This window comes from Alloalcanivorax venustensis ISO4 (assembly GCF_015356855.1).
Taxonomy (GTDB): Bacteria; Pseudomonadota; Gammaproteobacteria; order Pseudomonadales; family Alcanivoracaceae; genus Alloalcanivorax; species Alloalcanivorax venustensis.
Genome location: NZ_ARXR01000022.1, coordinates 29,987 through 51,171, shown reverse-complemented (window position 1 = coordinate 51,171; position 21,185 = coordinate 29,987). Strand labels below are relative to the sequence as shown.

The following is a 21,185-nucleotide window of genomic DNA, read 5'->3' as shown; positions in this document are numbered from 1 at the left end:
GGCGCGGGGCAGCGCCAGCAGCTCGGCGCCGGCGTGTTCCAGCGCCCGGCGGCGGTCGTCCGGGGCGGCGTCCGGGTCGTCGGCGTGGGCGATCAGACAGGCGCCGTCGGCGGTGACCACCGGGCTGTCCACCGGGGTGCGCAGGGCCGGGTCGAGGATCACCCGCAGCGGCGCGCGGACCGGGCCGTCGGCGTACTCGCCATGCCGCCATTGTTCGGGACGCACGGTGTAGGAAGGCCGGTCCGCCAGCACCGTGCCGATGCCGGTGACGATGGCGCTGCTGCGCGCGCGCAGGCGCTGCACGTCCTCGCGGGCCTCGGGGCCTGTGATCCACTGGGACTCACCGCTGGCCATGGCGGTGCGGCCGTCCAGGCTGGCGGCGGCCTTGATGCGGATCAGCGGCCGCCCCTGGCTCATGCGCAGCACGAAGCCCGGGTTCAGCGCGCGGGCGTCCGCTTCCTGAAGACCGGTGTCCACCTGGATGCCGGCGTCGCGGAGCCGCTGCAGGCCGCTGCCGGCCACCTGGGGGTTGGGGTCTTCCATGGCGGCGACCACGCGTGCCACGCCGGCCTCAATCAGGGCGTCCGCGCAGGGGCCGGTACGGCCGGTGTGGGAGCAGGGTTCCAGGGTGACGTAGGCGGTGGCGCCGCGGGCGTGCTCGCCGGCGGTGGCCAGCGCGTTGCGCTCCGCGTGGGGGTCGCCGGCCCGGGCGTGGAAGCCCTCGGCGATGATCAGGCTGTCATGGGCCAGCACGCAGCCGACGCGCGGGTTCGGGTCGGTGGTGTAGAGCGCACGCCGGGCCAGTTCCAGGGCCCGGGCCATGCACTCATGGTCGAAGTCGCTGAACCGCCCGGCGCTCATTGCTGCGGGGTATCGTCGTCTTGCGGTTCGCCGCCGCCGGCGCGGCCGCGCAGACGGTCCACCTCGGCGGCGAATTCGGAAATGTCCTGGAAGCTGCGGTAGACCGAGGCGAAGCGCACATAGGCCACGTCATCCAGCTGCTGCAGCGCCTCCATCACGAAGCCGCCCACCTGCCGGGCCGGCACCTCCCGCTCGCCGGTGGCGCGCAGACGGTGGCAGAGCCGGCTGATCGCCGCTTCCAGGTCCTCCACGCTCACCGGCCGCTTCTCCAGCGCCCGCAGCATGCCGGCGCGCAGCTTCTGCTCGTTGAACGGCTCGCGGGTGCCGTCGGACTTGATCACCCGGGGCATCACCAGCTCGGCGGTCTCGAAGGTGGTAAACCGCTCGTTACAGCTCAGGCATTCCCGGCGCCGGCGCACCTGCCCGCCGTCCGCGACCAGACGCGAGTCGATCACCTTGGTGTCCTGAGCAGCACAAAACGGACAAAACATGAGAGGACCAGTTAACAGTTAAGAATTAATAGTGAACAGTGAATAGCGAAAACACGGGGGCATTATCGCCGACTTTTGGTGGTTTTGATAATGGCGATCAATATTCTCAGGAGTTGCCGGCAGTCCGCCTGCAAAGACTTCCCGGAATCCGGATGGAAGTAACCCGAGGCGGACAACAAATCTATCCAGTAGTCCGTTTCATTGGCTTCTTTCAGGGCGACATGCATCTTGTGCACGAAATCCGCGCGGCTTTCCGCGTACTCGGCCTCACGCACCAGCGCTCCGATTGCGGTGCCGCTGCGCAGCAACTGCTTGCTTAAGACGTATTCCTGCTTCTCACTCTGCAGGTATTGGCAGCTTTTCACCACCCGCAACGCAAAAGCGCGGGATTTCTCCCGCGCTACGAACCTTCCCGTCATCCCTGACGCCTCGGTTTGGTTTCGCTATTAACTGTTCCCTGTTAACTATTAACTCATCACCTATCGCTCGTAAACGGGCAGGCGCTTACAGATCTCACCGACCTTGCCGCGCACCGCGTCGATCACGGATTCGTCGCCCATGTTGTCGAGGATGTCGCAGATCCAGCCGGCCAGTTCGGTGGCGTCGGCTTCGTTGAAGCCGCGGCGGGTGATGGCCGGGGAGCCGATGCGCAGGCCGGAGGTGACGAACGGCGAGCGCGGGTCGTTGGGCACGGCGTTCTTGTTGACGGTGATGTGGGCGCGGCCGAGGGCGGCGTCCGCGTCCTTGCCGGTGATGTCCTGCTTGACCAGGCTGAGCAGGAACAGGTGGTTTTCGGTGCCGTTGGAGACCACGTCGAAGCCACGGTCGATGAACACCTTGGCCATCGCCTTGGCGTTCTTCACCACCTGCTGCTGGTAGGTCTTGAAGGCCGGGTCCATGGCTTCCTTGAAGCAGATCGCCTTGGCGGCGATGACGTGTTCCAGCGGGCCGCCCTGGCCGCCGGGGAAGACGGCGGAGTTGATCTTCTTCTGCAGGTCTTCGTTGGCCTTGCCCAGGATCAGGCCACCGCGCGGGCCGCCCAGGGTCTTGTGGGTGGTGGTGGTGGTGATGTCGGCGATGCCCACCGGGCTGGGGTAGACGCCGGCGGCGACCAGGCCGGCCACGTGGGCCATGTCCACCAGCAGAATGGCGCCCACTTCGTCGGCGATGTCACGGAAGCGCTGCCAATCGACGATCTGGGAGTAGGCGGAGAAGCCGGCCACGATCATCTTCGGCTTGTGCTCGCGGGCCAGCTTTTCCACCTGGTCGTAGTCGATCAGGCCGGTGTCGTTGTCCAGGCCGTACTGGATGGCGTTGTACATCTTGCCGGAGAAGTTCGGCTTGGCACCGTGGGTCAGGTGACCGCCTGCGTCCAGGCTCATGCCGAGCACGGTGTCGCCGGGCTTGAGCACCGCCATGTAGACCGCCGCGTTGGCCTGGGAGCCGGCGTGGGGCTGGACGTTGGCCCAGTCGGCGCCGAACAGCTGGCAGGCGCGTTCGATGGCCAGGTTCTCGACCACGTCCACGTTTTCGCAGCCGCCGTAGTAGCGCTTGCCCGGGTAGCCCTCGGCGTACTTGTTGGTGAGTACGGAGCCCTGGGCTTCCATGGCCCGGGGCGAGGCGTAGTTCTCGGAGGCGATCAGCTCGATGTGCTGCTCCTGGCGCTCGCGCTCGGCGTCGATGGCGGCCTGGATTTCCGGGTCGAACTCGGCGATGGACATGGATTTAGAGAACATGGGCTACCTGTGGGTCGGATTGCGGGATCAGGGGCGCGTATTCTAACCAAAAAGGGGCCCGGTTGGCACTTGAGTTGCACTCATTCCGGCAGGAGCCACGCTCACGGAGCAGGCGCCGCCCGCCGCCGGGCGGGCGTGATGCCATTCACATATTTGACGCCCTAAACGACTTTTGCTATTCCCTTAAGGAATAACGGGGTTTGGGTTCGCGGGGTACCTTTTGGCCGCCGAAGAAGGGTTGCTGTCGTTCATTGGGGACATTTACGAGGCGTCGTACCGGCCCGGCCACTGGGGCACGGTCCTCGACCGCCTCTGCCGGCTGCTGGGCGCCAAGTCCGGCGGCATCCACGTGGAAGATCACGCCTCGGGCAAACGTTATCTGCTGGCCAACCACGGGCTGCCCCGGTTCGCTGAAGCGACCTACCGGCTCGGCCTCTCCAGGCATGATCCGGTCTACCGTATTCAGGCCGCGCGCCCGGTGGCGGAGGCAGCCCTGGTGGTGCGGCACGACGAGCAGGTGGCGGAGAACCCGCTTTACTACCGTCTGATCATGAAGCCCAACGATCTGGGCTATGTCGCCGCCATCAGTCTGTTCAACGACAAGGAATGGCATGCCGGTATCGGTGTGCACCGGTCCTTCAAGGCCGAGCCGTTCGGCGACCGGGAGCTGCAGTTGCTGGACGTGCTGGCCCCGCACTTTCAGCGTGCGCTGCGCATCGACAAGGCCTTGCAGCAGGCGACACACCGGGCCGCCTCACTGCAGTCGGTGTTGTCCGAGCTGATGCATGGCGTGGTGGTGCTGAACGGGCAGGACCAGGTGACCTACCACAACGCCGCCGCCGAGCGCCTGCTGTCGCGGCACGCCGGGCTGCTGATGGATGGCGCCAGGCTTCGCACCTGGTATCCAAGCGACGCGGCGGAGTTGTGGGCTGCGGTGGCCGGCCTGCGGCAGGGCAAGGCCAGGCAGCAGGCGGTGGGCCTGAACCATCCGGACCGGCCGCACCCGCTGATCGTCCTGGCGACGCTGCGAGAGGACGCCCCTGAGTCCCTGTCCGGTGTCTACGGCGAGGGTGAGATCGTCCTGTACGTGTCCGACCCGGGCCACCCGTTCGATGCCTGCGAAGAGGACCTGGCCGCCTTGTTCCATTTCACCCGGGCGGAAAGCGGGGTCGCCAGCGCCCTGGTCAACGGGCTGTCGGTGGAACAGATCGCCGAACGGCATCAGGTCTCCAGGGAAACCGTGCGCAGCCAGTTAAAGAGCATTTTCGGCAAGCTGGGCGTCAGCAAGCAGCAGGACGTGGTGCGCCTGCTGCTCAACAGCGGTTTGAACCGGCGGCTCTGAAAAGGGGCACGCCGGTCAGGCGGCGCGGCCTTCCGGGTCGTACCGGTCGGCGGCGACGGCACGCAGCACCGGCACCCGCTCGCCGCCGTCGTCATCGGTCTGGCCGCTGAGGCGGAAGCTGGCGATCAGGGCCGCCAGCTGCTCGGCCTGGTGGCGCATCTCCTCGGCGGCGGAGCTGGTTTCTTCCACCATGGAGGCGTTGTGCTGGGTCATGGTGTCCAGCTCGGCGACGGCGGTGTTGACCTGGCCGATGCCCTGGCTCTGTTCCTGGGCGCCGGTGCTGATCTCGCTGATCACGCGGGTGACCTTGTCGATGCTGGCGACGATGTCTTCCATGGTGCGGCCGGCGTTCTTGACCAGGCCGGCGCCGGTCTGGGTGCTGGTCACGGAGCGGTCCACCAGCTCGCGGATTTCCCGGGAGGCGTCGCCGGAGCGGCCCGCCAGGGTGCGCACTTCCTGGGCCACCACGGCGAAGCCGCGGCCGTGCTCGCCGGCGCGGGCCGCTTCCACGGAGGCGTTCAGGGCCAGGATGTTGGTCTGGAAGGCGATGCCGTCGATCAGGGTGATGATTTCGTTGATCTTCTCCGAGGAGGCGCTGATCTCGCCCATGGTGGTTTCCACCTCGCGCATGGCGTCCTGGCCGCGCCGGGCCACCTGCACGGTGGACTGCACCAGTTCGTCGGCCTGACGGGCGGCGTCGGAGGTGTTGCGCACGGTGGTGGTGATCTCCTCCATGGAGGCGGAGGTCTGCTGCAGGTTGGCGGCGGACTGCTCGGTGCGCGAGGCCAGCTCCTGGCTGCCCTTGGCGATCTCGTCGGAGGCGGTGTTGACGCTCAGGGTGCTGGTGCGCACGGATTGCAGGGTGGTGTCGATGCGCTCGATAAAGCGGTTGAACTGCTCGGCCAGCTCGCCGATTTCGTCCTTGCGGTGGCTCTGGATGCGGGCGGTGAGGTCGCCGTCGCCGTCGGTGATCTCGCGGATCCGAGCGCTCACCTGGCGGATCGCCTTGGACATCAGGTGCGGGCCGATCAGGGCAATAGCGATCGCCACGAGACCCACCAGGACGGCAAAACCGATGACCAGGGTTTGCTGGCGGTTGATCTGCGCCAGGGTGGTGGCCTCCAGCTCCTGGACGCGCTCGTCCACGGACTGCCCGGTGGCGTCGTAGAAGCCGCGCAGTTGTTCGAAGCTCTCCCGGGACGCCCCGTCGATCTGCTCCATGGCGCCGCCGATGTCTTCGTCCTTGTACATTTGGATCGAACGCGCCGACTCTTCGCGCCAGCGCTCATACAGCCCGTTGAAGGTGTTAACGCTGTCGGACACATCGCCGTAGTTGGCCATCAGACCGGCCACCTGCTGGATGCGCTCCTGGGCCTGGGCGGCGTTTTCCTCATAGGTGGCGATCTGCGTCTCGGCTTCGGGCGTACCGGGAATACCACGCAGGTAGGCCATTTCAGCCATGCGCGCCTGATAGAGATCGCGGTCCGCGTTGAGCACCAGGGAGATGGCTCTGTTGAGGGTCGAGGTGACCTCTTCCAGGCGATCCTTCACCGAGTTGACCAGCATGGCGTTGGCGGTCACCACCACCAGCAAAGCCAGGGCCACGCCAATGAAGGCGGCGCCGTATTTGATATTGATGCGGTTGAATTTAGCGAACACAGCACAACTCCTGCTCAGCGCGAACGGGCGACTCGGGCCCAAAAGTAAAATCATGTTCCGTGGCTGATATCGGCAAGGCGTGCGCGAACTTGAGCCCGGTCGGGCGCGGTACCGGCGGCCCGGGCCACAGGGCACCCTTTCATCCCGGGCCGGGTTCGGTTAGTTTAGGCGCCAACCCGCCCGTGCCCCGTCATACGGGCTTTTCTTACGTTTTCAGGCATATCTCTTTTTATGGCCCAATACATTTTCACCATGGATAAGGTGGGCAAGGTTGTCCCGCCTAAGAAACAGATCCTCAAGGACATCTCCCTGTCCTTCTTCCCGGGCGCCAAGATCGGCGTGCTGGGCCTCAACGGCTCCGGTAAATCCACGCTGCTGCGCATCATGGCCGGCATCGACAAGGACTACCTGGGCGAGGCGCGCCCGCAGCCGGGTATCAACATCGGTTACCTGCCCCAGGAACCGGAGCTGGACCCGGACAAGAACGTGCGCGAGATCGTCGAGGAGTCCCTCTCCGAGATCCGCAACGCCCAGGAACGCCTGGAAGAGGTGTACGCCGCCTACGCCGAGGAAGACGCGGACTTCGAGAAGCTGGCCGAGGAGCAGGCGAAGCTGGAAGGCATCATCGAGGCCACCGACGCGCACAATATCGAGCGCCGCCTGGATATCGCCGCCGACGCCCTGCGTCTGCCGCCCTGGGACGCCTCCGTGGAGACCCTGTCCGGTGGTGAGCGCCGCCGGGTGGCGCTGTGCCGCCTGCTGATGAGCGCCCCGGACATGCTGCTGCTGGATGAGCCCACCAACCACCTGGACGCCGAGTCGGTGGCCTGGCTGGAGCGCTTCCTGCACGAGTTCTCCGGCACCGTGGTGGCGGTGACCCACGACCGCTACTTCCTGGACAACTCTTGCGAGTGGATCCTGGAACTGGACCGGGGCCACGGCATCCCGTGGAAGGGCAACTACTCCTCCTGGCTGGAACAGAAGGAACAGCGCCTGGAGCAGGAAGAGAAGAAGGAAAGCGCCCACCGCAAGACGGTGGAGAAAGAGCTGGAATGGGTGCGCCAGAACCCCAAGGGCCGCCGCGCCAAGAACAAGGCCCGGGTGAGCGCCTTCGAGGAACTGGCCAGCCAGGACTTCCAGAAGCGCAACGAGACCCAGGAACTGTACATTCCGCCAGGCGAGCGCCTCGGCGAGAAGGTGTTCGAGATCAACGGTGTCTCCAAACAGTTCGACGGCAAGCTGCTCTATGAAGACCTGAGCTTCTCGGTGCCGCGCGGCGCCATTGTCGGCATCATCGGCCCCAACGGCGCGGGTAAGACCACCCTGTTCCGCATGTTCGCCGGCGAGGAAACGCCGGACTCCGGCGACATCGAGGTGGGCGACACCGTGGACCTGGCCTACGTGGACCAGAGCCGCGAAGACCTGGACGCCAACAAGACCGTCTGGGAAGAAGTGTCCGACGGCAACGACATTCTGCGCATCGGCAACTACGAGGTGCCCAGCCGCGCCTACCTGGGCCGCTTCAACTTCAAGGGCGGCGACCAGCAGAAGCGGGTCGGCGACCTGTCCGGGGGGGAGCGCAACCGCCTGCACCTGGCCAAGCTGCTTAAGCAGGGCGCCAACGTGCTGCTGCTCGATGAGCCCACCAACGACCTGGACGTGGAAACCCTGCGGGCGCTGGAAGAAGCGCTGCTGACGTTCCCCGGCTGCGCCATCGTGATTTCCCACGACCGCTGGTTCCTGGACCGGGTGGCCACGCACATCCTGGCGTTCGAAGGCGACGCCCAGGTGGAGTGGTTCGAGGGCTCCTACACCGAGTTCGAGGAATACCGCCGCAAGCAGCTCGGTGACGAGGCCTTGCAACCCAAGCGCATGAAGTACAAGCGCATCGAGGTCTAACCCAGAGCGGCGGAAAGCCCATGGCGAATGCGGATTTGGAAACCCCCGAGTTCATCGAACGCCTGCGGGCGGGTGACCGGGCCGCGTTCGCCCTGGTGGTCAAGCACTACCACCCGCGCCTGCTGGGCGCCGCGCGCACCCTGCTGCAACCGGCGGACGCGGAAGAGGCGGTGCAGGACGGCTGGATCGCCGCCCACCGGGCGCTACCCAAATTCGAGGGCCGCAGTGCCCTGCTCACCTGGCTGACCCGCATCGTCATCAATCAGGCGCGCATGCAGCTGCGCAAGGGCGGCCGTGAAGTTCAGTTCGATCCCACCGAAGAAGGCGCCACCGACGCCCTGGCGCATCGTTTCAACGCCAACGGGCACTGGCAGGAGCCGCCCCGGGCCTGGGCCCTGAGCGGCCCGGACGCCCTGCTCACCCGCGACGAGCTGCAACACTGCCTGGAAAGCCACATCACGGCGATGCCGGACAACCAGCGCCTGGCGCTGCAGCTGCGGGACATCCAGGGCCTGGATTTCGACGACATCTGTAACATCATGGACGTCAGTGCATCCAACGTTCGCGTACTGTTGCACCGGGCCCGCGCCCGACTGTTCCAAATGGTGGACCGCTTCCAGGAGACCGGCGAATGCTGAAATGCAAGCACGTTGAACAACGCGCCGACGCCCTGGTAGACGGCGAACGATTGCCGTTTGGCGAGCATTTGGCGTTACGGGCCCACCTGATGATTTGCCGCCACTGCCGACGCTACCTGCGTCAGTTGCAGGCTCTGGTGCGGACACTGCGCAGGTCGCCGGCCCCGCTTTCGGACACACACACCGAGGCGCTGGTCGAGCGGATCGTGGACCGCCAATCAGAGTGATCGCCGCCCCTGGGCGCGACACGGGGGAACATCATGTCCGTACTCATCAACAGCGGCGAAAAGGTACAGGCACTGCTTGATCACAGCCGCCATCTGGACTTTCTGGCACCGCTGGCATTGCGTCTTTATCTGGCGCCGGTGTTCTTCAGCGCGGGACTCAATAAAGCCTTGGCGTTCGATTCCACCGTCGCCTGGTTCGGTAACGCCGACTGGGGCCTGGGCCTGCCCTTCCCCTGGTTGCTGGCCTTACTGGCCACGGTCACCGAGCTGGTGGGCGGCATTTTTCTATTGATCGGGTTCGCCACCCGCTGGGTCAGCGTGCCGCTGATGATCACCATGCTGGTGGCGATCTTCACCGTACATTGGGGCAACGGCTGGTTCGCGATCGCACCCTCCGACCCGGCCACCAGCACCGCGCGGCCACTGGCGGAACTGGGCCTGCCGGCGGCTCAGGCCAGCCTGGAAAACAGCGCCCAGGTCGGCGAGCGTCTCAGCAAAGCCAGAGCGCTACTGCGCGAGCATGGCCAGTACGACTGGCTCACCGCCAAAGGCGGTTACGTGGTGCTCAACAACGGCATTGAGTTTGGTGTGACCTACCTGGTCATGCTGCTGGTGCTGTTTTTCCAGGGTGCCGGGCGCTATGTGGGCGTCGACCACTGGATCGCGCGGGCCGCCCGGCGTCGTCAAAGCCCCCGTGACCCGGCCTTCACGGAGGGTAAATGACCGCGATGCGACCCTCCCATCTAAAGCATACTCCCTGGAGCGGGTGTCACTTGAAGAGGCTCAACCATGCGTGAAGAGGTTCAGGATTACTACGGCAAGCAACTTACCGGCAGCGACGATCTGCAGACCAACGCCTGCTGCGATCAGGCGCCGCCGGAGCACCTGAAGCCGTTGCTGGCGCGCCTGCATGACGAGGTGGTAACCCGTTACTACGGCTGCGGCCTGGTGGCGCCGGCGGCGTTGGAGGGCATGCGCATTCTGGACCTGGGCTGTGGCTCCGGCCGGGACGTCTACGTGCTCTCGGCCCTGGTGGGGGACAGCGGTGAGGTGGTCGGCGTGGACATGACCGACGAGCAGCTCGCCGTGGCGACACGCCATCAGGAGTACCACCGCCGGGAATTCGGCCACGCGCGCAGCAATGTGCGTTTCCTGAAAGGCTATATCGAAGAGCTGGACCGGCTTGATCTGCAGGACGGCTACTTCGATATCGTGGTGTCCAACTGCGTGATCAACCTGAGCACCGACAAGGCCAAGGTGATCGGCGATGTGAAACGGCTGCTCAAGCCCGGCGGCGAGTTCTACTTCTCCGACGTGTACGCCGACCGGCGGGTGCCGGCGGCGCTGACCGCCGACCCGGTGCTCTACGGGGAATGCCTGTCCGGGGCCTTGTACTGGAACGACTTCCTCAACCTGGCCAAGGGGTGCGGGTTCGGCGATCCGCGGTTGGTGGAGTCGCGCCGGCTGACCATCGAGAACCCGGCCATTGAGGCGAAGCTGGGGAACATCCGCTTCTACTCGGCCACCTACCGGCTGTTCAATATTGATGCGCTGGAGCCGGCCTGCGAGGACTACGGGCAGGCGGTGATCTATAAGGGCACGGTGGACCATCATCCTCATTCATTCGTGCTGGACGATCATCATGTGATTGAGACCGGCAAGGTGTTCCCGGTGTGCGGGAATACCTGGTTAATGTTGGCGGAGAGCCGGTTCGCGGAGCATTTCGAGTTTATTGGTAACTTTGATTCGCACTTTGGGATTTTTGAGGGGTGTGGGTTGAATATGCCCTTTGAGGATGGTTCTTCGGATGCTGCCGTTGGTAGCAGTTGTTGCTGACTTTCTCTCCAGACGGGCCGCGGTGTGTGTTGGTGACGTCCAGAACACGCCGTGAACCCGTCCCTGGGGGCTCGATTCGCGCATCCCTGCGATCATACGATTCTGGACGTCACCAACACACACCGCGCCGGAGTCGGCCGAAAGGTTCCGGGTAAGCAGCCGCCGCATACGCAAGGAAGGATTTGATGAACGTTAAGAAGCTGGCTCTTTTGATTGTGATCGCGGCGCTGGTGGCGTCTTATTTTGTGTTTGATCTGGGGCAGTATCTGAGCCTGGATTATTTGAAGGCGCAGCGCGGGGCGTTTCAGTCGCTGGCCGCGGAGCAGCCGGTGCTGGTGCTGGGCGGGTTCTTTTTGTTGTATGTGGCGGTGACGGCGTTGAGTTTGCCGGGAGCAGCGATCATGACGCTGGCGGCGGGCGCGCTGTTCGGGTTCTGGGTGGCGTTGGTGCTGGTGTCGTTCGCGTCCAGTGTGGGCGCGACCCTGGCCTTTCTGGCGTCGCGGTTTTTGTTCAAGGACGCGGTGCAGAGCCGCTTCGGTGAGCGGCTGAAGAAGATCAACGCGGGCGTGGCGAAGGACGGCGCCTTTTATCTGTTTACGTTGCGTTTGATTCCGGCGTTTCCGTTTTTCGTGATCAATCTGGTGATGGGGCTGACGCCGCTGAAGACTTGGACGTTTTACTGGGTCAGCCAGGCGGGGATGCTGGCGGGTACGGCGGTGTATGTGAACGCGGGCACTCAATTGGGCGAGCTGGACAGCCTGTCCGGCTTGCTGTCGGTGGATCTGATCGGCGCCTTCGTGCTGCTGGGGCTGTTCCCCTGGCTGGCCAAGGCGGTGATGGCGTTTCTGCAGGCGCGCAAAGTGTACCGGGGTTACCGGAAGCCGAAGCACTTCGACCGCAATCTGGTGGTGATCGGCGCCGGCTCCGCCGGGCTGGTGAGCGCCTATATCGCCGCCACGGTGAAAGCCAGTGTCACGCTGATCGAGAAAGGCGAGATGGGCGGCGATTGTCTGAACACCGGCTGCGTGCCATCCAAGGCACTGATCAAGAGCGCGCGGCTGGCACACCTGGAGCAAAAGCCGCAGCGCTACGGCTTCACCAGCATCACGCCGCGTTTCGATTTCGCCGACGTCATGGCGCGCATCCATAAGGTGATCGGCAAGATCGAGCCCCACGATTCGGTGGAGCGTTACACCGAGCTGGGCGTGGATTGCGTGCAGGGCAGCGCGCGCATCACCTCGCCCTGGGAAGTCACCGTGGACACCGCCGAGGGCGAGCGCACCCTGACCACCCGCAATATTATTATCGCCTCCGGCGCGCGGCCGTTCGTGCCGCCGATCCCCGGTATCGACCAGATCGACATTCTCACCTCCGAAAACCTGTGGACCCTGACGGAGCAGCCCCGCCGGCTGATCGTGCTGGGCGGCGGGCCGATCGGCTGTGAGCTGGCGCAAAGCTTCGCGCGCCTGGGCAGCGAGGTGACCCAGGTGGAGATGCTGCCGCGCCTGATGCCCCGCGAGGACGAAGACGCCGCCGCCCTGGTGACCGCGTCCCTGCGCGACAGCGGCGTCACCGTGCTCACCAACCATAAGGCGGCGCGTTTCGCGGTGGAGGACGGCGAAAAGGTGCTGTACGTGCAAGCGGACGACGGCGAGAAGCGCCTGCCGTTCGACGCGGTGCTGGTGGCCGTGGGCCGCCGCGCCAACATCGACGGCCTGGGCCTGGAGGCCATGAACATCGCCACCGAGAAAAACGGCACCGTGGCGGTGGACGGCTTCCTGCGCACCCGCTTCCCCAATATTTTCGCCTGCGGCGACGTGGCCGGGCCTTACCAGTTCACCCATGTGGCCGCCCACCAGGCCTGGTACGCCTCGGTGAATGCCCTGTTCGGCCGCTTCAAGAAGTTCCAGGTGGACTACCGGGTGATCCCTTGGGCCACCTTCACCGATCCGGAGGTGGCCCGCGTGGGCCTGAGCGAAGACGAGGCCCGCGAACAGGGCATCGAGGTGGAAGTGACCCGCTACGGCATCGACGACCTGGACCGGGCCATTGCCGACAGCACCGACCACGGCTTCGTCAAAGTGCTCACGCCGCCGGGCAAGGACACCATCCTGGGCGTCACCATCGTCGGCGAGTCCGCCTCCGACCTGATCAGCGAATACGTGCTGGCCATGAAGCATGGGCTGGGTCTGAACAAGATCCTCGGCACCATCCATATTTACCCGACCATGGCGGAGGCCAATAAATTCGCCGCCGGCGAGTGGAAGAAGGCGCACAAACCGGAGGGCTTGCTGCGCTGGGTAGAGCGCTTCCACGCCTGGCAACGCTGAATCGACAGGAGGTGAGATCATGCTGAAACTCACGTTGCGCGCCGCCCTGGGCGCGCTGATCGCCGTCATGGCGGTGCTGGCGACACCGGCGCTGGCGTTCGACCATCAGCCGTGGGACGACCTGCTTCAGGCGCATGTCAGCGAGCACCGGGACGGGGTCGCCAGCGCCGTGGACTATGACGGCATGGCCGCGGACCAGGCCGCCCTGGACGACTATCTGGCGCGTCTCAGCGCCGTGGATCAGGCCACCTTCAAGGGTTTCAGCAACGACCAGAAGCTGGCGTTCCTGATCAACGCCTACAACGCCTTCACCGTGAAGCTGATTCTCAAGCAGGACAGCCGGCCGGATTCGATCCGCGACATCGGTTCGATTTTTTCCGGCCCCTGGAGCCAGCGCTTTTTCACCCTGCTGGGCGAAGAGCGCACCCTGGACGAGCTGGAGCACCAGATGATCCGCGGCAACCCGGCACTGATGGACCCGCGCATTCACTTCGCGGTGAACTGCGCCTCGGTGGGGTGCCCGGCCCTGCGCCCGGAAGCCTACACCGGCGAGCGGCTGGACGCGCAGCTCGCCGACAGCACCCGGCGCTTTCTTTCCGACCGGCGCCGTAACCGCTATGACGCGGAGGCCGGGGTGTTGAGGGTGTCGTCCATTTTCGACTGGTACCAAGAGGACTTCGAGGACAGCGCCGGCGGCCTCGGCGATTACCTGCTGCAATACGCCGATGCTCTGGCGCTGCCGGCGGAAGCCCGCCGGAATCTGGAAGCCGGCGATCTGCCGGTCCGCTTTCTGGACTACGACTGGTCGCTGAATACCGCGAGCAACAATCCCTGAAACCTTGCCGGGCCCGGCCCGGCAACTGAAACGATATTGACAATAATTCGCATTAACTATAAGTTCCCCTCCGCCTTACAAATCTGACACTTTTTCGGAGGGGTTGCCGTGCTCCGCTTGCGTTACAGCTTGCCGCTGTCTGTTCTGTCCTTTTCGCTGCTGCCGCTGACGGCCGCCATCTCCACCGCCGCCCAGGCGCAAGACACCAACAACCAGCTGGAGCCGGTCACCGTGACCACCACCCGGGGCAACAGCGAGGCCGGGGAAACACCGCAGAAAATCACCGTGATCAACCGGGACGAGATCGAGCAGCAAATGGCGATCACCAATGATCAGGCCCAGGTGCTCAGCAATCTGATCCCGTCCTATTCGCCCAGCCGCCAGAAGCTGACCAACGCCGGCGAAACCTTCCGCGGCCGTGACCCGCTGTTCCTGATCGACGGCATCCCGCAGTCCAACCCGCTGCGCGACGGCAGCCGCGACGGCTACACCATCGACCTGGCCATGGTGGAACGCATCGAGGTGATCCACGGCGCCAGCGCCGAGCACGGCCTGGGCGCCACCGGTGGCATCATCAACTTCGTCACCCGCCGCCCGGAAGGCACCGACCTGCGCCAGCACATCGGGGTGGGCGTGAGCGCCCCCACCGATTACGAATCCGACGGCCTGAGCTACGAAACCGATTACCGCCTGGAGGGCATCCACGGCGATTGGGATTTCCTGCTCGGCGGCGCCTACAAATCCCGGGGCCTGTTCTACGACGCTGACGGCCGGGCCGTGGGCATCGACCAGGCCCAGGGCGACACCATGGACTCGCAGAGCTACGACGTGTTCATGAAGGTCGGCTATTGGCTGGACGACACCCAGAACCTGGAGCTTTCGATGAACCGGTTCGAGCTGGAAGGCAACCACGACTACGTGGGCATCGAAGGCGACCGGGCCAATGGCGTGCCCGCCACCTCGGTGAAGGGCGACCCGGCCGGCGACCCGGTGCGCAACGAGGCGCTCACCACCAGCCTCTCCTACCGCAATACCGACCTGGCCGGCAACGATGTGCGCCTGCAGCTGTACACCCAGCGCTTCCGCGCCCGCTACGGCGGCGACACCTTCGGCACCTTCCAGGATCCGACCATTGCTCCGGCCGGCACCCTGTTCGACCAGTCCCAGAACGAATCCGACAAGTACGGGGCCAAGTTCACCCTGACCCGGGACGGCCTGCTCGACGGCAACCTGAAAGCCACCACCGGCCTCGACCTGCTGCAGGACGAAACCAGCCAGATTCTGGCCCAGACCGGCCGCGAATGGGTGCCGGAGACCGAGTTCCAGAACGCGGCGCCCTTCCTGCAGCTGAACTACCAGGCCACCGACCGGCTTTCCCTGCACGGCGGCGTGCGCCATGAATACGCCAAGCTCGACGTGGACACCTACACCACCCTGGCCTCCTACGGCAGCCAGACCGTGCAGGGCGGCAGCCCGCGCTTCGAGGAAACCCTGTTCAACGCCGGCGTGGTGTTCCAGGCCACCGACTGGGCGCAGCTGTTCGCCAACTATTCGGAAGGCTTCGGCATGCCGGACGTGGGCCGGGTGCTGCGCGCCGTGGACGAAGCGGGCCAGGACGTGGACGACTACGTCAATCTGGAGCCGATCGTCACCGACAACCGCGAGATCGGCGCGCGCCTGTCCCAGGGCGCGGTGGACTTCGAGGTGAGCTACTACGAATCCGATTCCGACTTCGGCTCGCGGCTGGCGCTGCGCAACGGCGTGTTCGAAGTGCAGCGGGAGAAGACCGAGATTCACGGCGTGGAAGCGGACCTGGGCTGGCGGTTCCGCGAGGGTCACCGCCTGAGCGCCTCCTACGCCCACGTCAGCGGCAAGTTCGATTCCAACGACAACGGCGTGGTGGACACTCGTCTGGACGGCCGCAACATCGGCCCGGACCGGCTGACGGTGCGCTGGCAGGCCAACTGGTCGCCGAAACTGACCACCCAGGTGCAGGGCAATCACTACTTCAGCCGCGGCATCCCCGGCCCGGAACTCGGCTTCGACAGCTACCAGTTGTTCGATGCCTTCGCCGGCTACCGTCTGGGCAAGGGCCAGGTCACCGTGGGCGTGGAGAACCTGTTCAACGAGCAGTACATCACCTACTTCTCGCAGGCCGCCTCGGCGCTGGACAGCCGCTTCTTCGCCGGCCGTGGCCGGGTGGTGTCGCTGGGGTACAATCTGGATTTCTAACCCCCGCCCCGAGAGTTCATGCTGCTCAAGCTGCATAAATACGCCGGTCTGATCGCCGGGCTGCTGCTGGCGCTCACCGGCGTCACCGGCAGCCTGCTGGTGTTTCACGACACCCTGGACGAGTGGCTGACCCCGCAACTGCGCACCCAGCCCGCCGCCGACCCGGCGTCGCTGAGCGCGGTGCTGGCCGCCGCCGAGGCGGCGTTGCCCGGCAAGGCGGCACGGCGTCTGGAGCCCTCGCCCGGCCCCGGGCGGCCCCATACGGTGCGCTTCGACGGCCCGGAAGGCGCCCCCGGCCCGCTGCAGGTGAGCGCCTCCCCGGCCGACGCCGAAGTGCTGGCGGTACGCCAGTGGGGCGCCTACCCCACCAGCTGGGTCTACCGGCTGCACTACACCCTGCTGGCCGGCACCACCGGCAAGTACGTGGTGGGCGTGGCCGGCCTGGTGCTGATGTTCTTCTGCCTCAGCGGCCTGTACCTGTGGTGGCCACGCAAAGGCCGCTGGCGGCGGGCACTCAGCGTGCGCACCGACAAGGGCCCGTTCCGGCTCAACTTCGATCTGCACAAGGCCGCCGGCGTCTACATCACGCCGGTCCTGCTGGTGGCCGCCTTCAGCGGCGTCAGCCTGGTGTTCCACGGCCCGGTGCAGGCCCTGGTGGGCGCCGCCCTGCCCTTGGAACCGGTGCCGGCGCCGACGCTGGAGGCCCGCCCCGACACCGGAACCAGGCTGAACGTGGATCGGATCGTGGCCGCCGGCCAAAGCGCCTTTCCCGAAGGCGCCCTGAAGCGCGTTGATCTGCCCGGTGACGCGCAAACGCCCTACCGGCTGTCGTTCAACCAACCCGGCGAGGCCTGGTCCCACCACGGCGCCAGCCGGGTCTGGGTGGCCCCCCGCGACGGCGCCGTGCTGGCCACCTGGGACCCGCTCTCGGTGGCCGCCGGCAGCCGCTTCATGGGCTGGCAGTTCCCCTTGCACAACGGCGATGCCCTGGGACTCACCGGCCGCTGGCTGGTGTTTCTCGGCGGCTGGCTGCCGGCCCTGCTGTTCGGCACCGGCCTCTACCTGTGGTGGCGCAAGCACCAGTTGCGGCGCCGGTCACGGCGATCCCGCTGATATTCCGCTCTTGAAAACCCGAGGCAGCGGCCCTACTTACCGACGGGTTGATGACAATCCCATGTCACTGTTGGCGCAGGTTTGACCCTGAAAGTGGCATGATAGGTAGTCCGGAAACGGAATTCGGATCGTAATTCGTTCTCAGGGAAACGTGCCATGAGCCATCGTGAACGCCTGGACCGCATCCAGGCCTCCTGCCAGCGCCTGCCGCTTTCGATGCGCGTCTGGATCCTGCTGGTCCTGATCCCCGTCAATGCCACCGGCTTCTTCATGCTGCATACCGCCAGCGGCGGTCTGGTGGCGCTGGCCACCCTGTTCGTGCTGGCGGCCAACGGCGTCACGCTGTGGCACTACGCGTCCGTGAACCGGGCCCTGGCGCTGCCCCACCTGATCGCCTGGGTGCCGCTGCAGGTGGCGTTGGTGGCGCGCCTGATCGGCGGCTGGGGCGCCGACGACATGCATCTGGACGAATGGCTGCTGGCGGTGCTGGTGGTGATGGTTAATTCCGTGGCGCTGTTCTTCGACACCGTGGTGTCCTGGCGCTGGTGGCGCTCCCGTCATCTCAGCCTGGAGGCGGACGGCCTCTGAGCCGCGCCACCCGGATCAGCCGATCTGCACCTGATCTTCCACGTAACGCAGTTTCACCGCGCGCGGCCGGGCCAGGGAAAACGCCAGCGCCAGGGGCCCGATACGCCCGGCGAACATCAGTACCATGAGGATCGCCTGGCTGGGCTTGGACAGATCCTCGGTGATACCCCGTGACAGCCCGGCGGTGCCAAAGGCGGAAAACCCTTCGAACAGCACGTCCATGGGTTTCATTTCCGGCTCCAGGATAACCAGCAGGAAGCAGCCCAGCATCACCATCAGCATACTCAGCACCACCACGGTATAGGCCCGGAACACCGAATCCAGGGATACCGTGCGGCGGAAGGCGGTGGGCCGGCGGCGGCCGGTCAGAAACGCACGGGTGGCCAGCACCACCACCATGAAGGTACTGACCTTGATGCCCGAGGCGGTGGAATTACTGCCGCCGCCGATGAAGATCAGAAACATCACCAGCAACACGCTCGGGGCGTACAGGCTGCTCATGTCCACCACCGAGAAGCCGGCGCTGCGCGGCACCACCGCCACGAACCAGGCCAGCCAGGGCCGTGAGCCGCTGTCCACCGCCGCCAGGGTGGTGCCGTTGGTCCATTCAAAGGCCATGATCAGCAGCCAGGCGCCCACCGCCAGAATCAGGGTGCCGGTGAGGGTCAGCTTGCTGTGCAGGCTCAGCTTCGAAAGACGGCGCTGACGCCAAAGGTCGGTGAGCACGGTGAAACCCAGGCCGCCGGTAATGAACAGGCCGGTGATCACCAGCGTTATCAACGGCGTCGCCGCCCAGGGGGCCAGCCCGTCAGGCAGCAACGAGACCCCGGCGTTGTTGAAGGCCGAGGCGGCGTGGAAAAAGCTCATCCACAACCCCTCGGTCCAGCCCATGGCCGGCACCCAGACCGTGGCCAGCACCGCCGCGCCGCTCACTTCCAGGCACAGCGCCAGCAGCGCCACCCGCCGCACCAGCAGCATCACGTCCCCGGGCGATGCCTGGTCCATGGCCTCGCGGACCACCCGCTGGCCTTTCAACCCGAGCCGGCCGCCCAGGGCCATCACCGTCAGCACCGCGAAGGTCATCAGGCCCAGGCCACCCAGATGAAACAACACCATCACCAGCAACTGACCAAACAGGGTCAGGTCGCTGGCGGGGTCCACCAGCGACATGCCGGTCACCGTGATCGACGCGGTGGCGGTGAACAACGCTTCCCAGAACGTCATGCCCTGATGGCTGGCGAAAGGCGTGGCGAACAGGGCGGTGCCGACGGCGATGAGCAGCAAAAAACCGCCACTGAGAATGGTCGGCGGGCTGTAGCGCCAGGTGTGGCGCAGCCTTGCTTTCAGGTTTACCCGCGCGCGCAGACCCGGCAGCCAGGATCTCATAGGCGCTCGGTAAAGTGGCGCAGGGCTTTCTCTTCGCCCAGCAGAACCAGATGATCGTTACGGCGCAGCCGGTAATCCGGCGTCGGCTGGAAGGTCACGCTGTTGCCGTGCTTTATCGCCAGCAGGCGTACCTTTTCGGGATCGATCTTCAGGTCGGAAAACGGCCGGTCTTCCAGTACCTCCCCGGGGCGTACCTCGATCACGAAGCAGTTATCCCCCAGGGCGATGTAGTCCAGCATGTTGGGGTGCGCCATGGTTTGCGCCACCCGCAGCCCCATCTCGTACTCGGGGTGGAAGATGCGGTCCGCGCCCAGCTTTTCCGCGATTTTATGGTGGGTGGGCGTAATCGCTTTCACCCAGACTTCCTTCGCATGCAGGGATTTCAAATGCATGGTGCAAAGGATGCTGGCTTCGATGTTTTCGCCGATCGCCACCAGGGTGGCGTCGAACCGGTGCAGGTCCATTTCCTTGAGCGCCGAATCGTCGGTGGCATCGGCGATCACCGTCTGGGTGAGATGGTCGGCGAGCTGATTGGCCTTGTTCTCATCAATGTCCACGCCCAGCACTTCATGGCCGAGGCGCATTAGTTCCCGGGCGACGGATTCCCCGAAACCGCCCAGCCCCATCACCGCGAATTGTTTTTTCATAGTTGCTCCAGCGCTTCCGCCAGGGTGCTCACGGCGATCACTTCGACGCCGTCCGGCAACTGACGGGGCTTGTTGGCCTTGGGAATAATGGCACGTTTAAAGCCGTGCTTGACCGCTTCGTAGAGGCGCTCCTGGCCCTGCGGCACCGGGCGGATCTCGCCGGACAGGCCGATCTCGCCGAACACCACCAGATCCCGGCCCAGGGGCCGGTCGCGGAAGCTGGACACGATCGCCAGCACCAGCGCCAGGTCGGCGGCGGTCTCCGCCACTTTCACGCCGCCCACCACATTGGCGAACACGTCCTGGTCGCCCACCTGGATGCCGCCGTGGCGGTGCAGCACCGCCAGCAGCATGGCCAGACGGTTCGCTTCCAGGCCCACGCACACCCGCCGCGGATTACCGAAGTGGCTGGCGTCCACCAGCGCCTGCAGCTCCACCAGCAGCGGCCGGGTGCCTTCCCAGACCACCGTCACCAGCGAGCCGGGGGCGATGTCGTCGGCGCGGTTGAGGAAGATCGCCGAGGGGTTCTTCACCTCTTTCAAGCCCTCGCCGGTCATCGCGAACACGCCCAGTTCGTTGACCGCGCCGAAGCGGTTCTTGAGCCCGCGCAGGGTGCGGAAGCGGGCGTCGGCGGAGCCTTCCAGCATCAGCGAGCAGTCGATCATGTGCTCCAGCACCTTGGGCCCGGCCAGGGTGCCGTCCTTGGTGACGTGGCCCACCAGCAGCAGCACCGTGCCGGTCTGCTTGGCGAAGCGGGTCAGGGCGGCGGCGCCTTCGCGCACCTGGGCGACGCTGCCCGGCGCCGACTGCAGGCCGGCCAGATACATCACCTGGATCGAGTCCACCACCAGCAGCCGCGGCTGTTCCTTGCGGGCCAGCTCGAGGATCTGCTCCACGTCGGTTTCCGCCGCCAGGCGCAGTTTTTCCTTGGGCAGTTTGAGGCGGTCGGCGCGCATCGCCACCTGGGCCAGGGATTCCTCGCCGGTGATGTAGAAGCACTTTTCCCGGTCCGCCAGCCGGCACAACACCTGTAGCAGCAGGGTGGATTTACCGGCCCCCGGATGGCCGCCCAGCAGGATCGCCGAGCCGGGCACCAGGCCGCCGCCCAGCACCCGGTCCAGCTCGTCCATGCCGGCGCTGATGCGGGGGCTGTCTTCCAGGGCGATTTCGTTGAGCTGGCGCACTTCGGAGAGCTGGCCGCTGAAACCGCTGCGTTCCGCGGAGCGGCTCTTGGGCATGGCCGGATCGACGACGAATTCCTGCAGGGTGTTCCAGGCGCCGCAGGCCGGGCACTGACCCTGCCACTTGGGGAAGTCGGCGCCGCACTCGTTGCAGACGAACGCGGTTTTCTTTTTCGCCACGAAA

19 protein-coding genes are annotated in these 21,185 nt (G+C 65.6%); 11 read left to right on the top strand and 8 right to left on the bottom strand.

From position 1 onward, the window contains the following. The 4 genes from ribD to glyA all read right to left on the bottom strand — a co-directional run. The coding region (gene ribD, locus ISO4_RS12300; RefSeq protein WP_194856416.1) for a bifunctional diaminohydroxyphosphoribosylaminopyrimidine deaminase/5-amino-6-(5-phosphoribosylamino)uracil reductase RibD at window positions 1–861 on the bottom strand (861 nt) is incomplete at its 3' end. Continuing rightward, the gene (gene nrdR / locus ISO4_RS12295) at window positions 858–1,352 is read right to left on the bottom strand and encodes a transcriptional regulator NrdR (RefSeq protein WP_067608907.1); all 495 of its coding nucleotides are present in this window, start codon (window positions 1,350–1,352) and stop codon (window positions 858–860) included. The genes nrdR and ribD, both read right to left, overlap by 4 nt. A gap of 62 nt (window positions 1,353–1,414) precedes the next feature. Beyond that, on the bottom strand, window positions 1,415–1,771 hold the full coding sequence (locus ISO4_RS12290) for a four helix bundle protein (RefSeq protein WP_194856415.1): 357 nt from the start codon (window positions 1,769–1,771) through the stop codon (window positions 1,415–1,417). 60 nt (window positions 1,772–1,831) lie between these two features. Further along, complete coding sequence (gene glyA, locus ISO4_RS12285; RefSeq protein ID WP_142947404.1) at window positions 1,832–3,088, bottom strand: serine hydroxymethyltransferase; 1,257 nt, start codon at window positions 3,086–3,088, stop codon at window positions 1,832–1,834. A 220-nt stretch (window positions 3,089–3,308) separates the two neighbouring features. On the opposite strand from glyA, the gene ISO4_RS12280 reads away from it, so the two are divergent. Further along, window positions 3,309–4,430 carry a LuxR C-terminal-related transcriptional regulator gene (locus tag ISO4_RS12280; protein WP_194856414.1) on the top strand — a complete coding sequence of 374 codons (1,122 nt, stop codon included), beginning with the start codon at window positions 3,309–3,311 and terminating at the stop codon, window positions 4,428–4,430. Between the two features lie 15 nt (window positions 4,431–4,445). Here the strand turns inward: ISO4_RS12280 and ISO4_RS12275 are convergent, their stop codons facing one another. Beyond that, the gene (locus ISO4_RS12275) at window positions 4,446–6,089 is read right to left on the bottom strand and encodes a methyl-accepting chemotaxis protein (protein WP_194856413.1); all 1,644 of its coding nucleotides are present in this window, start codon (window positions 6,087–6,089) and stop codon (window positions 4,446–4,448) included. A 231-nt stretch (window positions 6,090–6,320) separates the two neighbouring features. On the opposite strand from ISO4_RS12275, the gene ettA reads away from it, so the two are divergent. The 10 genes from ettA to ISO4_RS12225 all read left to right on the top strand — a co-directional run bounded on the left by ettA (window position 6,321) and on the right by ISO4_RS12225 (window position 17,787). After that, entirely contained in the window at window positions 6,321–7,988 is a 1,668-nt protein-coding gene (gene ettA / locus ISO4_RS12270; protein ID WP_194856412.1) for an energy-dependent translational throttle protein EttA, read from the top strand. A gap of 20 nt (window positions 7,989–8,008) precedes the next feature. Further along, window positions 8,009–8,626 carry an RNA polymerase sigma factor gene (locus ISO4_RS12265; protein ID WP_194856411.1) on the top strand — a complete coding sequence of 206 codons (618 nt, stop codon included), beginning with the start codon at window positions 8,009–8,011 and terminating at the stop codon, window positions 8,624–8,626. Continuing rightward, window positions 8,620–8,853 (top strand): anti-sigma factor family protein, encoded by a 234-nt coding sequence (locus ISO4_RS12260; protein WP_142947409.1) that lies wholly within the window; start codon window positions 8,620–8,622, stop codon window positions 8,851–8,853. Before ISO4_RS12265 ends, ISO4_RS12260 begins: the two co-directional genes overlap by 7 nt. A gap of 33 nt (window positions 8,854–8,886) precedes the next feature. Continuing rightward, window positions 8,887–9,576, top strand: coding sequence for an HvfX family Cu-binding RiPP maturation protein (locus ISO4_RS12255; RefSeq protein WP_194856410.1), 690 nt, complete (start codon window positions 8,887–8,889; stop codon window positions 9,574–9,576). Between the two features lie 66 nt (window positions 9,577–9,642). After that, window positions 9,643–10,689, top strand: a complete 1,047-nt coding sequence (locus ISO4_RS12250; protein ID WP_194856409.1) for a methyltransferase domain-containing protein — start codon at window positions 9,643–9,645, stop codon at window positions 10,687–10,689. 185 nt (window positions 10,690–10,874) lie between these two features. After that, window positions 10,875–13,019, top strand: coding sequence for an FAD-dependent oxidoreductase (locus ISO4_RS12245; protein ID WP_194856408.1), 2,145 nt, complete (start codon window positions 10,875–10,877; stop codon window positions 13,017–13,019). Between the two features lie 19 nt (window positions 13,020–13,038). Further along, window positions 13,039–13,854, top strand: coding sequence for a DUF547 domain-containing protein (locus ISO4_RS12240; RefSeq protein ID WP_194856407.1), 816 nt, complete (start codon window positions 13,039–13,041; stop codon window positions 13,852–13,854). Window positions 13,855–13,962: 108 nt separating this feature from the next. Beyond that, a complete protein-coding gene (locus ISO4_RS12235) occupies window positions 13,963–16,086 on the top strand; it encodes a TonB-dependent receptor (protein WP_194856406.1) in 2,124 nt (707 codons plus the stop codon). 18 nt (window positions 16,087–16,104) lie between these two features. Then, on the top strand, window positions 16,105–17,199 hold the full coding sequence (locus ISO4_RS12230) for a PepSY-associated TM helix domain-containing protein (RefSeq protein WP_194856405.1): 1,095 nt from the start codon (window positions 16,105–16,107) through the stop codon (window positions 17,197–17,199). Between the two features lie 156 nt (window positions 17,200–17,355). Next, window positions 17,356–17,787 (top strand): hypothetical protein, encoded by a 432-nt coding sequence (locus ISO4_RS12225; protein WP_194856404.1) that lies wholly within the window; start codon window positions 17,356–17,358, stop codon window positions 17,785–17,787. Window positions 17,788–17,802: 15 nt separating this feature from the next. Here the strand turns inward: ISO4_RS12225 and ISO4_RS12220 are convergent, their stop codons facing one another. The 3 genes from ISO4_RS12220 to radA are packed head-to-tail and all read right to left on the bottom strand — an operon-like array spanning window position 17,803 to window position 21,181. Beyond that, entirely contained in the window at window positions 17,803–19,173 is a 1,371-nt protein-coding gene (locus tag ISO4_RS12220) for a TrkH family potassium uptake protein (RefSeq protein WP_194856403.1), read from the bottom strand. Beyond that, window positions 19,170–19,820: a potassium channel family protein gene (locus tag ISO4_RS12215; RefSeq protein WP_067606441.1), complete on the bottom strand. Its 651-nt coding sequence runs from the start codon at window positions 19,818–19,820 to the stop codon at window positions 19,170–19,172. Before ISO4_RS12215 ends, ISO4_RS12220 begins: the two co-directional genes overlap by 4 nt. Beyond that, a complete protein-coding gene (gene radA / locus ISO4_RS12210) occupies window positions 19,817–21,181 on the bottom strand; it encodes a DNA repair protein RadA (protein WP_194856402.1) in 1,365 nt (454 codons plus the stop codon). Before radA ends, ISO4_RS12215 begins: the two co-directional genes overlap by 4 nt. Window positions 21,182–21,185 lie beyond the last annotated feature (4 nt).

Coding starts and splice junctions, on each gene's coding strand:
- ISO4_RS12220 (WP_194856403.1), bottom strand. CDS start 19,173: ATGAGATCCTGGCTGCCGGGTCTGCGCGCGCGGGTAAACCTGAAAGCA.
- ISO4_RS12260 (WP_142947409.1), top strand. CDS start 8,620: ATGCTGAAATGCAAGCACGTTGAACAACGCGCCGACGCCCTGGTAGAC.
- ISO4_RS12230 (WP_194856405.1), top strand. CDS start 16,105: ATGCTGCTCAAGCTGCATAAATACGCCGGTCTGATCGCCGGGCTGCTG.
- nrdR (WP_067608907.1), bottom strand. CDS start 1,352: ATGTTTTGTCCGTTTTGTGCTGCTCAGGACACCAAGGTGATCGACTCG.
- ettA (WP_194856412.1), top strand. CDS start 6,321: ATGGCCCAATACATTTTCACCATGGATAAGGTGGGCAAGGTTGTCCCG.
- ISO4_RS12215 (WP_067606441.1), bottom strand. CDS start 19,820: ATGAAAAAACAATTCGCGGTGATGGGGCTGGGCGGTTTCGGGGAATCC.
- glyA (WP_142947404.1), bottom strand. CDS start 3,088: ATGTTCTCTAAATCCATGTCCATCGCCGAGTTCGACCCGGAAATCCAG.
- ISO4_RS12250 (WP_194856409.1), top strand. CDS start 9,643: ATGCGTGAAGAGGTTCAGGATTACTACGGCAAGCAACTTACCGGCAGC.
- ISO4_RS12290 (WP_194856415.1), bottom strand. CDS start 1,771: ATGACGGGAAGGTTCGTAGCGCGGGAGAAATCCCGCGCTTTTGCGTTG.
- ISO4_RS12240 (WP_194856407.1), top strand. CDS start 13,039: ATGCTGAAACTCACGTTGCGCGCCGCCCTGGGCGCGCTGATCGCCGTC.
- ISO4_RS12225 (WP_194856404.1), top strand. CDS start 17,356: ATGAGCCATCGTGAACGCCTGGACCGCATCCAGGCCTCCTGCCAGCGC.
- ISO4_RS12265 (WP_194856411.1), top strand. CDS start 8,009: ATGGCGAATGCGGATTTGGAAACCCCCGAGTTCATCGAACGCCTGCGG.
- ISO4_RS12245 (WP_194856408.1), top strand. CDS start 10,875: ATGAACGTTAAGAAGCTGGCTCTTTTGATTGTGATCGCGGCGCTGGTG.
- ISO4_RS12255 (WP_194856410.1), top strand. CDS start 8,887: ATGTCCGTACTCATCAACAGCGGCGAAAAGGTACAGGCACTGCTTGAT.